This is a genomic window from Paenibacillus sp. G34 (genome assembly GCF_056856875.1).
On sequence record NZ_CM166469.1, the window covers coordinates 3,840,254 to 3,854,746 of the forward strand.

Sequence of the window (14,493 nt, forward strand, 5' to 3'; positions counted from 1 at the left end):
AAAAAACACTTCAGCACCTTTGCTCCTGTGTTTTCGATCAGGATAGCCTGATGAAAGTCACAAAAAGCAACATGAGCTGAAGTGTCTGTAAACATGCATTATTCATTATAATTTTTTATAAAAACCGATACTGCGCTTCAATCAGACCATTGTATACCCCTTGTTTCTGGATAAGTTGTTCATGATTGCCCTCTTCCTTGATCTCTCCGTGATCGAGCACAATAATGTGATCAGCATTGCGAATGGTGGAGAGACGATGCGCTACCATAAAGGACGTACGTCCTTTGAGCAACACCTTCAGTGCTTCCTGAATCTTCAGCTCGGTTTCTGTATCGATGCTGGCTGTAGCTTCATCCAGAATCAAGATACGCGGATCAGCAAGCAGTGCCCGGGCAAAAGATAACAACTGTCGCTGTCCCATAGACAGCACGTTACCGCGCTCTTCCACTTCCGTGTCGTATCCGCCCGGCAGTTTCATAATAAACTCATGAGCATTTACGGCTTTGGCGGCTTCTTCCACTTCTTCATTGGTGGCATCCAATCGACCAAAACGGATATTATCCCGAATTGTGCCGGAGAAAATAAACGTATCTTGCAACACGATACTGATCTGACTGCGCAGGCTTTCCACAGTTACATCACGCACGTCATGTCCGTCGATGGTTAAACGTCCACCCGTAATGTCATAAAAACGGCTGATCAGATTGATAATTGTACTTTTACCGGAGCCTGTATGACCGACAAGGGCAATGGATTGCCCCGCTGCCGCCGAGAAGCTGATGCCTTTCAGCGCCTGTCTTCCTTTTTCGTACTCAAACACGACGTTATCAAATACGATATCCCCTTTAATAGAAGGAAGCGGTTTGGCTCCTTCTTTATCGGCGATGTGCGGCTTCTCATCCATAAACTCAAAAATACGTTCAGATGATGCCATCGCAACCAGTAACTGATTATACATCTGCCCCAGACGGTTAATCGGGTCCCAGAAGTTCCCCACATAGTTGGCGAAGGCAACCAGCAGACCTACCGTTAACACTTCATTCTGAATGAGAGTTGCACCATACCAGAACAGAATCAACGTACCAAATCCACCTGTGATTTCAATCAACGGACCAAATCCTTGGTTCATCGCAGATGCTTTGTCCCAGGACTTTTTGCTGGACAGGTTCATATTGTCGAAGTATTTCATGTTTTCTTTTTCCTGTGTATACGCCTGCGTTACCCGGATTCCCTGGATGGATTCATTCAAGTGAGAGTTGATCCGAGAGTTCTTCATGCGCACATCTTGCCAAGCGCGGCGAATCAGCACCCGCAGTTTGGTGGAAATAATGAACATAATCGGCACCGTAATAATAACGGCCAGCCCCAGTTTCCAGTTGATTAACAGGAGAATGACAATGATACCGAGCAGTTGCACACAGTCGATCATGACATTGACTGCACCGTTCGTAAACAAATCCTGCAAGGAGTTGATATCATTCGTCACACGTACCAGCACCGAACCTGCCGGTCTTTTGTCAAAAAAGTTAAAAGACAGCTTCTGAATATGTTTGAACAAATCCGAGCGCAGATCGTAAATGACTCGCTGCCCGATAATGTTCGTCAGTTTAATTCGATACGTGTTGGCCGCCCACTGAATCAGGTACAAAAGCAAGATCGAACCTGCAATCAGATACAGCAGTGTCATGCTAGGTGCTCCAGTCTGCGGCGCGATGGCTCTATCGATGGCAAGACTGATTAAGAAGGGTACGGACAATTTTGTAATCGTTCCGAGAATCATCATCAGAATAACGAGCGGCAAGAGCTGCCTCGCATACGGTTTCATATAAGCAAACAATCGACCGAATTCTTTCCAGTTAAACGGTTTTTCAATGACCTCATCGTCCTGATAGACAAATCGTTCATTCAGTTTTTTATCCGAGGTCCCTTTGACCTCGCGCCTGTCTGTTATCGTTTCGGCACTCATGAGTTCACCTGCTCCCCAACCTCCCGCTTGCCGCGGGCAATGTAGTCTGCATATTGAATGTTATACACATCCTGGTACGGTCCAGGTACTTGAATAAGCTCCGTATGTTTGCCACGTTGTACCACACGACCTTCGTCCAGTACTAATATTTCATCTGCATGCCGCAGAGAAGAGATCCGGTGGGCAATGATAAATGTCGTTCTGCCGCGCATAACCTCCTGGAAGCCAGACTGAATTTCATGTTCGGTTTCCATGTCAACAGCACTCGTAGCATCATCGAGCACAAGAATTTTCGGATTTTTGAGCAGCGCCCGCGCAATAGCAATACGCTGTTTCTGTCCTCCGGAAAGTCCCATACCGCGTTCACCTACGACCGTATCGTATCCTTCGGGAAACTCCATGATAAAGTCATGTGCCTTGGCTAGTTTGGCAGCTCGGATAATCTCGTCCGTCGTCACATTTTTTAGCCCATAGGAGATGTTGTTGCGTATGCTGGAAGAGAATAGGAACGTTTCCTGGAACACAGACGCAATCTGACTTCGCAAGCTGCGTATCCCCATATCTTTGATGTTTCTGCCATCAAGCTTGATCGATCCGGAGTTGATGTTATACGCTCGCATCAGAAGTTGTATAATCGTTGATTTCCCTGAACCTGTTCCTCCCAGGAAACCGATTACAGAACCAGGTGCAGCATCAAAATTAATATCGGTTACAGCAGGCATTTTGTTTCCATAAGCAAACGTTACCGATTCGAAGGTCACATGACCTTTCACCTGATCCGTTTCCACAATAAACGGGTCTTCGGTCTCTTGCACGTCTACAGGGGTGTTCAGCAACTCAAGTACTCTTTCGCCAGATGCTTTGGACTGCGTATAGTTATTGATATGAAACCCGAGTCCCCACATTGGACCGATTATGTACCAGATCAAACTGAAGAAGGCAACAAGTTCACCCAGGCTGAGCGTTTGCTCGATAACCATTCTTCCACCAATCACAAGCAGAAGTACAACACTCACCGAAGCTAATATCTCCATAATCGGAAAATAGCGACTCCATAATGTGGCAGCATGGATTTGATTCGTTTTGTATCGTTCATTCCGTGTAGAGAACTTCTCTACTTCATAAGGCTCACGCGCGAACGATTTAACCGTTCGAACACCTGTAATATTTTCTTGCACTGCTGTTGTCAGCGAGCTTAGTGCCAGCCGCATTTCCTGAAATGCAGGATGAATTCTGGATTCGAATCGAAGCGCAACGAAGGCAAGCAGAGGAATGCAGACGAGTGTTAGCAACGTTAATTTCCAGCTCATCGTCATCATCATAATTGCGCCGAACACGACCATAAGAACCATATTGAGAATCTGAGCGAAACCAAATCCGATAAAATTACGGATGGCCTCCAAATCTCCCGTGAGGCGGGACATCAGATCACCTGTTTTGGCCGTATCATAATAACGGAAGGACAAAAATTGAAGCTTTTCATAACATGCATTACGTAATCGGTATGCCAAATAATTACCTAAACGTCCGCCAAAGAAACCGTGTAAAAATTGCATGCCCGCTTTCAAAATAACGACACCTAACACAGTTAAGGCAAGCATGGGAACGTCTTCAAAATTTCGTGGCACAATGACATCGTCGATCAGGATTCGCAGCAGGTTCGGATAAACGAGCCCAAGTGCGGTCGCTAAGGCGAGGAACAAGATCGATACCAGTAAATACGTTCGCTTCTCCCAAAAATAGGTTTGCAGTTGCCTAAGAACATCCATGTTTCTCCTCCTCTAATGTTGCTTACAATGATATGAACATTTATGAAGTTTATCACCGTCCCTCATTCGCGGCAAAGCGAATAATAGACCATATTCAGGCTACTTTCAGCTTATTATCGCATTCATGAAGACCAATACCCGACTTTCAATCAAATGTTTGAATATTCTCTTTATTTCAGGTTGTTCATACCAAAAAAAGGCTCCCCATATGCCTTTGCGGCGGGAGCCTTTTCTGATGTTTTTTTGCAACATTTTCATTGGATTGCGGAAGTTATGAATTATTTTACAAACGTTTCCAAAATATTTGCATATACGGCTGATCTTTCTGCTCGTAATGCAGCGTCCCATCCGTTGCTTGGAGGTACACATCGTAATGTAAACTCCGCGACCGCGACCTTCTACTCTTGCATTTCTGTCAACTGAGTAGACAGCGCTGCCCATTGCTCCGCTGGAATGCCACTTGTGAGGGTATCTTGTATGCCTGTGACAGCTTCTTCCAGCCTGTCGGTTAGCTGACGGGAGTGATGCTGCACCGATTGAGAAACCTGCGTATCATAAAATTCCACTAGCTTCTGTTCCGATGCCGGAAGCACTTCAATGATCATCTGCTTAAGGACAGGATCAAGTGCTTCTTGAAGGCGCTGCCGTCCATCCCCTTCAAAAAACTGCTTCGGATTACGGAAGTAACTCCAATAGTTTTTCCAGCCCGACGGTTCTTCAAGCCGGATCTCCTCCAGCAAAGGTGTACTCCACTTTTCATCAAGTGTTAAGGACAAGTCAATGCCGCTTGTCAGTTGTTTCACCTCATCGATGCATTCCTTCACTTGCTTGGCAACCCAAGCATGCCCTGTCTGCTCCAATCGAAGCGTTGTAGCAAGCAATTCCTGCTCCAGCTCAATACCGATCATGCGCAGCAGCTCCCGACCACAGGCTGCGAATGCCGTTTTCAGATTGCCCTGATCCTCTCGCAACACCGATGGATGAAATGCTTCTGCCATGAACTGACCGAGCCTGAATGCAAGACGCTGTCTGACATGGAAAAGCAATTCGTTCGTTTCCTGTGACAGCTCTTCCTTCATTGACCGCTCTGCCATTCGCTCGATCCGCTGACGGGACTGTCCAGAGATCGTTTCCAGTTCATCACGCCGCTGGCGCAGCGCTTCTTCTCCTTGTGCCGCATCATCCGCACGCTGCTTTAATCGCTGAATGACACGTAACAATTCTTCGGAAGCTCCGCCAACTGCCAGATCAGCCAGTTCTTTGCCTGCGAATTGATTAAACTCTTCTTCGAAACGGACAAAACCAGATTGTTGCAATCGATCTTCGTTTCCATCCATTTTACCTTCCATCGCAAGCATGCTGGATACCGGGAAAAGACGTGGTGAACGGATACCGTTTTTCCGCAGCTCTGTGCCTACATGATCAAGCACCTGCTCTAATTCTTCGTCCGAAGATGATAAGTCACTTGCGTTCACCACAAAGAACATTTGATCCATCGCGGAACTGTCTTTAACCCGCCCCAATTGATTCAGGAATTGTCGATCTCCCTGAGAGAAGGCGTGATTATAGTAAGTTACAAAAATAAGCGCATCGGCATTCTTCATATAATTGAACGTTACTCCTGTATGCCGTGCATTAACCGAATCTGCTCCCGGTGTATCCACGAGCACAATGCCCTGTTCGGTCACTTCACAGCTGTAATACAGGTCAATGGAATCGACAAAACAAGATTTTTTCTCATTGGCTACAAAATTACGGTAGCCGTTTAAATCCACCAGCACATCCTGCCCGAGCTGATTTGCCGTCTCTTCCCAACCAGCCGCAGCTGCCTGCAAAAAGCTGTAATGCGGACGTCCTGCCGGATGCACATCTTTGGGCGTGAGCGATTTTACCCGCTTCTGCCATTCGTTGTCCGGCTCTCCAAGCCCAAGCAGGCGGAAGGAATACGCCAGATCTTCCTGGAAGGCATCCGGGGTCTTCATGCGAACCCGGGCAGTACCATGCTCCGCGCCGCCGGCCGGAGCCATAATGCGGTTGATCGCCGCTGTCGTTGGATGCGGCGATACCGGGAGGATCGCTTCGCCAAGCAGTGCGTTGGCGAAGGAGGATTTGCCCGCGCTGAACGCACCGAACAGCGCGAGGGTGAACGTGCCGCCCGCAAGCGAAGCCGCGCGTGCACGCAAATCCCGTACCGCCGACCCCATGGCGGGGTACGGCTCTACCAGCGCAGCAGCGGCTTCCAGCCGTGCCGCTGCTGCGTCCAGGCGCCGGCGGCGTTCCGCGCCAGCCGCCGGTGCGCCCTGCGCCGCTGCTGCGCGCGGCGGCGCAGGGGCCTCCGTCTGTGGCTGCGCCGCCACAGACGCGGACGTGCCCGCCTGCGAACCGGGAGCTTCGCCAGGTTCAGGCGCGGGCACGTGCGGGCCCTTCACCTCCGGCAATAGCCCGGAGGGGAGTGGGCCCGCAGGAGGCAGCAGGCTGCGCAGCCCTGCTGCCTCTGCGGCGGCGGCGCGCTGGAGCGCCGTGTAGCGCGCCGCCGCCGCGGATTGCGCCAGCAGCGCCGCGCGGCTGGCGTCCAGCGCCTGGAGCGCGGCTTCGCCCTGCGCAGCCAGCGCCTCCAGGATGCGGTCGGCCAGCATCATCGCCGACTTGCGGTACCGGGCCTCAATCTCGCCCCGGACATCTTTGCTGAATTGCAGCACATACTCAGGTGACAACTCTGCACTCACACTTCGTTTCATTTCAAGCAATTCTTCATTGATTGCAGGCAGCTCTATATTAAGCGCCTGCTCCCAAGTGGCATCCCACACTTGATAGGTTTCACCCAATTGTCTGAGCATCGTTCGGATATGAACCTCCACTTGACTGGAGGTTTGGTCCTGAAGCAGTCTCACCAGTTCCGAAGCACGACGCTGTTTCTCCTGTTCCGTTTTACCCCCTGAAAAGAGCAGACCTACCCGAAATCCAGGCTTGCGACTTTCCAAATAATTAGCAGCTGAAGTACGTATATCCGCCGGGGTAAGATTTGCGTTAGCCAGCAGTGAATCCACTTCTGCTCTGAATTTCTCACGAACTTGCGACGGTCTGTTCTGAAGTTCTGCTGCCTGCTCATCCAGAAGGGCAAGTTCACGCTCCAATCGTTCAATGCCTTCTTGCCCGCCAATTTCTTCAAGTAGTGCCGTTTCCTCGTCTTCTCTCTTTGCAGCCTCCCGCATCAAGTGCTGCTCGGTGATATGACTGGCCGAACTTATCAAGCTATGTGAGATCAGTTCTTCCTTTTTATGCATGAGCTGTGTAATCAGCTCTGGCAACTGACTCCACTGATTATATCGATGCTGTTGATCACGCAAAGACGTGAATAACAAGCCATCATAACGTACTTCCCATGCAGCAAAGATCGCTTCTACCCCTTGCACATATTGATCAAACGAAAGCTCCCGCTCCCGATGTTTATCGATCTGATTCACAATCAAAAATAATGGCTTGCCCCAGTCAGACAAACTTTTGGCAAAAGAAAGATTAGTCTCCGACTGAACGTGATTGTAGTCCATCACATAGAACACGACATCTGCCAAATGCAGAGCAGAGTGTGTAGCCAGACTATGCCCGCGATCCGTAGAGTCCACACCTGGCGTATCTAACAATACGGCTTCGTCTTGCAGCAACGGGATATTATCCCATACATCAATGGAACTGTATGCCCCGCCATTTTTACAATACGCCTCCAGCTCCTCTGGCGAAACCTCCAATGTGCCTGCTTTGTTGTCAGCGCTTACGTTTGGTGCCGTATAAATAAGCGCTCTCGGCTTGCCGTTGCGTATCGCGACCACATTCGCACTTGTTGGTACTGGACTGGATGGCAGTACTCGCTTCCCACACAAGCTGTTGATCAAACTCGACTTGCCTGCCGAGAAATGTCCACAGAACGCAATCGTCAGATGTTTCGTTTCAGCCTTGTTGATTAAATCCGTTAGTGCCTCTACAGCGGTATGGTCCCCTGACTGCTTCATTTCTTCACGTAGCGGTAACAAAGGTGTGGCCATTTCTGCTGGGTAATCTGTTCTGGACATGACTGGCCTTCCTCCTGGCTCCTCTAATTTGACATCCGTTTCGACGTCAATCTCTGATTTATCTCCATATAGTTTAACATCATCATGTTTGAATTTGAACGATTTCACTCGAATCTGCATGTAGATGGATTCCAGATCAATATAAGTTCAAATCGAGATCATTTGACTCGTGATCATGTCAAAACTTCATTTGGATCAACTCATCATTCTGATCTCCACGTTTCCGTGCTCATTGTTTGTTACAACAACCCATTATGTATCTATAAAAAAATAAAACCGAACATGTCGGTTTTATTCAGGTCACGCTTTTAATAATTCCCGCACTAACCAGGAATGTTTATCATCAAGTAACTGGCTGCATGACATGCCTGGCAGCCTACACAACCATCGCTTTTCCGCAACGTCAACGCAGCCAGGTCCTTGATCATAGATTAATCAAAATTTAAGAAACAGCGTTTTCCATTGTAGGCAACAAGATTTCGAAAACTTGACCATGCTGCAAAATGGTAATGTCACGGCCTTTGTCTCTCATCACAACAACCTCAGGTTTTGTAGACATACGCTCCAGGTAATGCTCAGGCACGTCGCCAGAGTGGCTTACCGTAATGCCTTCAACTTCTTTTTCTTCATTCTCAGCCATTTCCTGCTCAACGATTTGCTCAAAAATATCGGAGAAGGCTTCAAAATTGTCAGTGTACACGGAAATGCATTTCATCGTTATTCATCCTTTTCTGCTTATGAATTTAATTTTCGTTTTCGGGTGGTAATACGTTCCTTATCTTTCCTGATCTGGGACGTTTTCATACGTTTTTTCCCTTCCCGGCATATGTCCAGTAACGGACAGATATGACACTGGGGCGTCTGAGCCTTGCAATGGTAGCGTCCAAAAAATATAAACCGGTGATGAGTTAGAGTCCACTCATCCCGAGGTACGCGCTTCATCAGTTTCTTCTCAACTTCAAGTACGGAGTCATCCCAGCCCGCGAGGCCCAGTCTTTTTGACACACGTTCAACATGAGTATCTACAGCGATAGCCGGAACGCCAAACGCATTTGAAACGACAACATTCGCGGTTTTTCGCCCGACACCTGGCAGGGTGACAAGCTGATCATGCTCCTGCGGTACATCTCCGCCATACTGCTCTATTAAAATTCGGCACATGTTCTGGATATGCTTGGCCTTGTTTCGGTACAATCCGATTCGCCTGATATCCTGCTCCAGCTCTTCAAGTGGAACTCCCAGATAATCTGCCGGGCTTTTGTACTTTTGAAACAAATCTGCAGTGACCTTGTTCACCGTTTCATCTGTACACTGGGCAGATAAAAGGACAGCTACCGTTAGTTCAAATGCATTACTGTGATTTAATTCGCAATGTGCATCAGGAAACATGGCTTCCATTGTTTCGAGTATATGTCTTACCGTCGCTGCATTCATGAAGAGCTACCTCCCACAAATCTGCCCCGCACTGCGGAGCCTTACTTCAAGCTTCAACCAAGTAGCTAGGCGGGGATCCGAAAGCTTGCAAAAAAAACGTCCTGATGCGGGAAAGATCCCGTATCAAGACGGTCATTCTTTTGATCCTCGAAAAGAAACGATTACTGTTTTTGAATCTCCATAACGACATTGTTCAGGAGATACAATACAATATTATCATTATCTCTGAGAGATTGCACGCTTAAAGTGTTGTCACCCTGGTGAACAAATACGTTGGAACCCAGAGCAAAACGATAGTTCATGTCTGTTGTGGATTCGCGTTTAACCAAAATTTGGTTGCCCACTCCATCATACGACCAGAACTGTTTGCTCATGACAGTAAGTACTCTGAAACGCGTAGAATTATCTGTATCTTTGGTCATTTCCACGCGGTCGCCAACCGTCAAGTTAGTCAAAGAAGTTAATGTCGAGCTGGCTTTCACCACTTTTACAGGGCCGCTCACAGACATTTTTTCTGTCGAACCGTTAAACTGTTTAAGTGTAACCGAAGTACCATCAACTGCAGTAACTTCCGCAAAGGTGCGTTTTACCACCTGTACCGCTTTTGGCGTTATTCCTTCGAATGTCACGTTAATCAATTGACCTGCGATCAGCTGGGATGTCGTAATCGTTTGTCCACTTTCATTTGTCAGCACCGCCTGATCAAAGTAGAACTGGCTTGAAAGCAGATCCGATTTCACCCGGACCCGGCCATTCGTTTCTACACCAACAATTTCAAACTGAGCTGCCGTTTTCAGCGCAATTTTCTGCACCACATCCTGATTGGATCCGAGGGTAATGGTCACATTATCGCCAATCTTCAAATCAGACAGGCCCCCGTTAGATTTGTTGTACATTTCAACCGCAGGCGCCGTTGTGTAAGGAACAGTAATGGTCTGGCTTCCAGATAACAAGCTGATTTTTCGGTTTGAAGTATCAATACTGCTGATTGTTCCTTCATATTTGTAGATAACCTTCACCGTTAATGCACGAGTTCCGACATAAGTCAGATCCAGTTTGCGTCCGTCATTTAACAAGGACTCCAGCCCTGCCAATGTCGGTTTCGAGGCATTATAGTCCATTTTCGTCTTGTCATCCAGTGTAAATACATATGGCTTTTTATTCGTATCCAATACGGTCAGTAATTTTGTTTTGCTGTTGTAAGATACGACCGTGGCTCCGTTCAGCGGCTCCATCTGCCGTCCGATGACTTGAATCCGTGTTACCTGATCATCACTGTTTAACGTAAGCTCAACCTTGTCGCCATTATTCGTATCTGTAATCAGATCGTTTAGCGATGCTTCCTGGATACCGCTAATGATAACTTCCGGCTTCTCAATCAGCATTTTTGCTTCAAGGGAACCTCCATCACGTTTAAACATCACTGTGGACTGATTGCCACCAATCTCAACCAGCGTTCCGCGAACAGATTGTTCAACTCCCTGCGCAAGCTCAATCGTCTGCAGCACATTATCTTTTACGGTATATTTTACGGAACTGCCTGCCTTCAGATCACCAGCCGACAGAATACGGTTCTGATAACGAATAATCAGGTTATCATTGTACGTATACTGCTCTGCTGCACCGGCAGCATTGACCAGCTTGATGGTTTTGCTGGAAGCAGCCACTTCCGAAATAACGCCGCTGTCGCTTTTATTAACAATTCCAGATTTCACATGCACCAGAACTGTTTTTTTGTCAGCCGAGAATGTCTCGCGCTGTACTTCGATGGTGCTGTCCGCTGTAATGTCTGACAGTTTGATCGCTTTGCCATTTTGATCTATAAAAGCCGTATTCTCATCATAAGAATATGTTTCATAATTTTCGCCCACGAACAGTCCGATTTTATTGCCTGAAAGCGAACGTGCAAACGTACCTTCAATGCTCTCCACTTGAGGTTTGGCATCAACAACCTCAACATATGAGGCAGATCCCGCCGAACCTACAATAAGAACTTTAGTGTACAGCTTTACATCCGATGCAGATGCACGTGTTTCGCTATCTTTAGTAAAGTAAGGAGTACTGCTGTTCACTGCATAGTTAACAGCTTTGCCGTCAACAACCAGCGTGATCTGCCCGTCTTTCAATCCGGTAACGTAACCCGTCGCCGTGTTTGGATATTTGGTATCCGTCAACGATTCACCGCGGCTATAAAATGTAGCAAGCTGCGCACGGGTTACAGAACCTGTTGGATCGAATTTGTTATTTTCCAGACCTTTGGCCAGATCCAAACTAACAGCAAGGTTTACATACCCTTTTGCACTGTCCGAAATATTTGCATTATCTGCAAAACCTGTAGACTGGTTATTCTGAGCCTTCGCTTCAGCATCTTTGTTCAGCGAGCGGATTAACAGTTTGGTGATCCATTCGCGAGTTGCTGGCTTCTTGCCCCATGTCGTTTTGGACACATCAGCTGATGCTTCTTCCGTTTTATCCACAAGTCCCAGTTGTAGTGCAAGCGCGACATATGGCTTGAAATAGTCTCCTACTTCCATATTTGTCGGTAATGCCGCAGCAGTGTTACTCACCTGGGAGCCCATATTCATAAAACGGATCGCCATCGTTACTGCTTCTTCTTGTGTTACCGCATCCCCTGGACGGAACAGCCCTTTATCACCGAGAAGAATACCTTGATACGCCAGCTTGTACACATGCTTCTCAGCCCAATATCCAGTTTTGATATCACTGAATAAGCCCGCTGGTGCAACTGGACTGTTTACTGCCGCGTTCTGGCTCGATCCCGCTTCTGTTTCACCTGCCGCCATGGCACCTCCACCTACGCTCAGGGCCATCATGCCTGCAAGCACGGCTGATACTACTTTTTTAGAGTGTGATGGATAGTTATATTTAAAAGTCACCTATGATTCCCCTCTCTCATGTAAAACGACCTTAGTCCGTGATTCCACGGTAACACACTTGAAGCATAGCTTAATTGGATCTTGTCATTGGATGTTCAAGATCCACATGTCCCATCAAACTTTCAGTGGACTTACTATCTACCAGCAGATCAAGTGACTTCACTTCTTCATACTGGAAAAATGTTTGTTTCAACGCATCGATGGCAAACGACTCACCGCCAGCACCAAGACGTGCCGTATCTGGCATATGAATATCCAGTGTCAGTGCTCCATCCTTGAACTGAACTGATTTCAGCTCAATCTCTTTGGACCAAAGCGGAACGAGCTTATCGTCTGTGCTCTGCTGCAGAGAAGCAAACGTCTCTTTATATTTGTCATCTTCCGATGCAAACGTAATCTCAGCCGATGCTTTGTGCAGTTCTAGCTCCTCCGGATCAGTAAAGAACACTTCAATGGACTTCTTCTCCTTGCTATCGGATGTTGAAGGTTTATCCGTAGACGTTCCACCGGAAGATGTTGTTCCCTCTGACCCTCCGTTCGCCGAGTTAGATGGTGTTGTATTATCTTCGGAACCAGCAGTTGCAGGATCGGTAATTACCTCACCCTTCACCTCTGTAACGCCGCTCCCTGTTTGTGTCTCTGATCCCGCACCTTGCGACTGACTCGGAGCAGCTGTTGGTTTACTTCCACATCCAGCAGCTACGGCCATTACCGTTACAAGCAAAGCTGCGATCCATATCTTTTTGTTCATTCTAACTCCGCCTCCTCAGCATAAGGGTTGTCCCTTATTGAATTCCCAGATACTCCTTGATCCCAGCAACAATACCTTTGGCTACATTGTTCTGGAAATTTTCTGTAAACAGAACAGCCTCATCACTCTTATTGCTGAGGAATCCTCCCTCTAACAGCACTGCAGGCATCGTTGTTTCACGAGTGACATGCAGACTAGCCATTTTCACGCCACGGTCTTTTAGTCCCGAAGACTTCAAGAGATACTTGTGCATAACATTAGCAAGTTCCTTGCTTGCCGAGCGAGAATAAAAGGTTTCTACTCCCGTTGCAGCAACAGGGCCGCTATTCGCATGAATGGAGATAAAGATATCTGCATTTATTTTTTGTGCAACTTTCACACGTTCTTTAAGTGCAAGAAATGTATCGTTGCTGCGAGTTAATACAACATCGATTTTAGGTTCTTTTTTCAGAAGTGCCTCTACTTTCAATGCCATGGCAAGATTGAAATCTTTTTCTCTTTTGCCCGTAACACCAATTGCTCCGGGGTCCTGATCTCCATGACCCGCATCAATGACTACAACCTTCTTGCCATTTCCGCCAACGGGCGGAGCAGGTGTGCCACTTTGATTGTTCAGATCAATAATGAGCAGTCCTGAATCGTTCTGTACACTGTACCCCTTGGCACCTGTCAGATCAATAACAAACCGAATGGTCGAAGGACTATTGCTGTATAAGGAATAACGAATTTGAGACACATCCGGATAACCGCTAACAACGAGCTGACCGTTCTGATTGCTGTCCAGAGCCTGACCTTGACTAAACGAATCAGCAAAAGCAGTATTTGGTAGATCAATTACAATTCGATCCGGACCATTCATCGTAAAGATATTTGGCTCTGTGCTTCCACTTGTAGCAATCATGAAACGGTTGTCGCTGAAGCTGATACCGTTCACTTGCACGAGACCTTCCTGACTCGATCCTCCACCATCGTTTCCTGAGTTCGGAGGAGTAGTTGTCCCGTTTCCGGAACCTTCATTCTGGGTAACTAATGTTACCGTCTTCGTGGTATTGTTCCAACCCACCTTAAGACCCATTTGCTCTCCGATGAAACGGAGTGGTACTAAAGTTGTACCATTTTTTACGAGGGGCGGGGCATCCAGGTCTACGTTACTGCCGTTCACTGTTGCCGTCTTCTGTCCAACAATCATCTGCATGGCAGTGTTGTCTTTGCTAATCGTCACCGTTTGCGACTGCTGCTTCCAATCGACGGAATATCCCAGACTTTCGGAAACCACACGAATCGGCACCATCACCTTGCCATTGATGTTTTCCGTTTTCGTATCCGAAGGTTGTACAATCTCGTTCCCGTCTAGGATAATTTTCGTGTCTGCTGCTGCATGACTATAGCCCGGGAAAACGAACCCAAAGACAAATAACAGTACCAAAAAACCGAACTTCTTCATCCTTCACCCCTACCAATCTCATATTTTTTCGCCGCATGTTGCAGTCTTGCAACTTTCACTTCACACTTGGGCATTACCAGACACCTATTAGACGCCTCCCAATCACAAAAGTTGCGAATATATTCCAACATAACAGAAAAAAAACGTTGTCAAATCAAGCTTTTT

8 protein-coding genes are annotated in these 14,493 nt (G+C 47.3%); all 8 read right to left on the minus strand.

The genetic code is table 11. The annotated features are described in order from the left end of the window. Positions 1–115: 115 nt before the first annotated feature. The 8 genes from AC1VYS_RS17315 to AC1VYS_RS17350 all read right to left on the minus strand — a co-directional run bounded on the left by AC1VYS_RS17315 (position 116) and on the right by AC1VYS_RS17350 (position 14,328). On the minus strand, positions 116–1,966 hold the full coding sequence (locus AC1VYS_RS17315) for an ABC transporter ATP-binding protein (protein WP_482910738.1): 1,851 nt from the start codon (positions 1,964–1,966) through the stop codon (positions 116–118). After that, positions 1,963–3,735: an ABC transporter ATP-binding protein gene (locus tag AC1VYS_RS17320; RefSeq protein ID WP_482910739.1), complete on the minus strand. Its 1,773-nt coding sequence runs from the start codon at positions 3,733–3,735 to the stop codon at positions 1,963–1,965. Before AC1VYS_RS17320 ends, AC1VYS_RS17315 begins: the two co-directional genes overlap by 4 nt. A gap of 398 nt (positions 3,736–4,133) precedes the next feature. After that, positions 4,134–7,802, minus strand: coding sequence for a dynamin family protein (locus AC1VYS_RS17325; RefSeq protein ID WP_482910741.1), 3,669 nt, complete (start codon positions 7,800–7,802; stop codon positions 4,134–4,136). A 442-nt stretch (positions 7,803–8,244) separates the two neighbouring features. After that, on the minus strand, positions 8,245–8,517 hold the full coding sequence (locus tag AC1VYS_RS17330) for an NAD/NADP transhydrogenase alpha subunit (protein ID WP_441922849.1): 273 nt from the start codon (positions 8,515–8,517) through the stop codon (positions 8,245–8,247). Positions 8,518–8,537: 20 nt separating this feature from the next. Next, entirely contained in the window at positions 8,538–9,236 is a 699-nt protein-coding gene (gene nth / locus AC1VYS_RS17335) for an endonuclease III (RefSeq protein ID WP_482910742.1), read from the minus strand. Between the two features lie 161 nt (positions 9,237–9,397). Beyond that, entirely contained in the window at positions 9,398–12,133 is a 2,736-nt protein-coding gene (locus AC1VYS_RS17340) for an S-layer homology domain-containing protein (protein ID WP_482910743.1), read from the minus strand. Between the two features lie 70 nt (positions 12,134–12,203). Further along, positions 12,204–12,884, minus strand: a complete 681-nt coding sequence (locus AC1VYS_RS17345) for a GerMN domain-containing protein (RefSeq protein WP_482910744.1) — start codon at positions 12,882–12,884, stop codon at positions 12,204–12,206. Between the two features lie 34 nt (positions 12,885–12,918). Further along, a complete protein-coding gene (locus AC1VYS_RS17350) occupies positions 12,919–14,328 on the minus strand; it encodes an N-acetylmuramoyl-L-alanine amidase family protein (RefSeq protein ID WP_482910745.1) in 1,410 nt (469 codons plus the stop codon). Positions 14,329–14,493 lie beyond the last annotated feature (165 nt).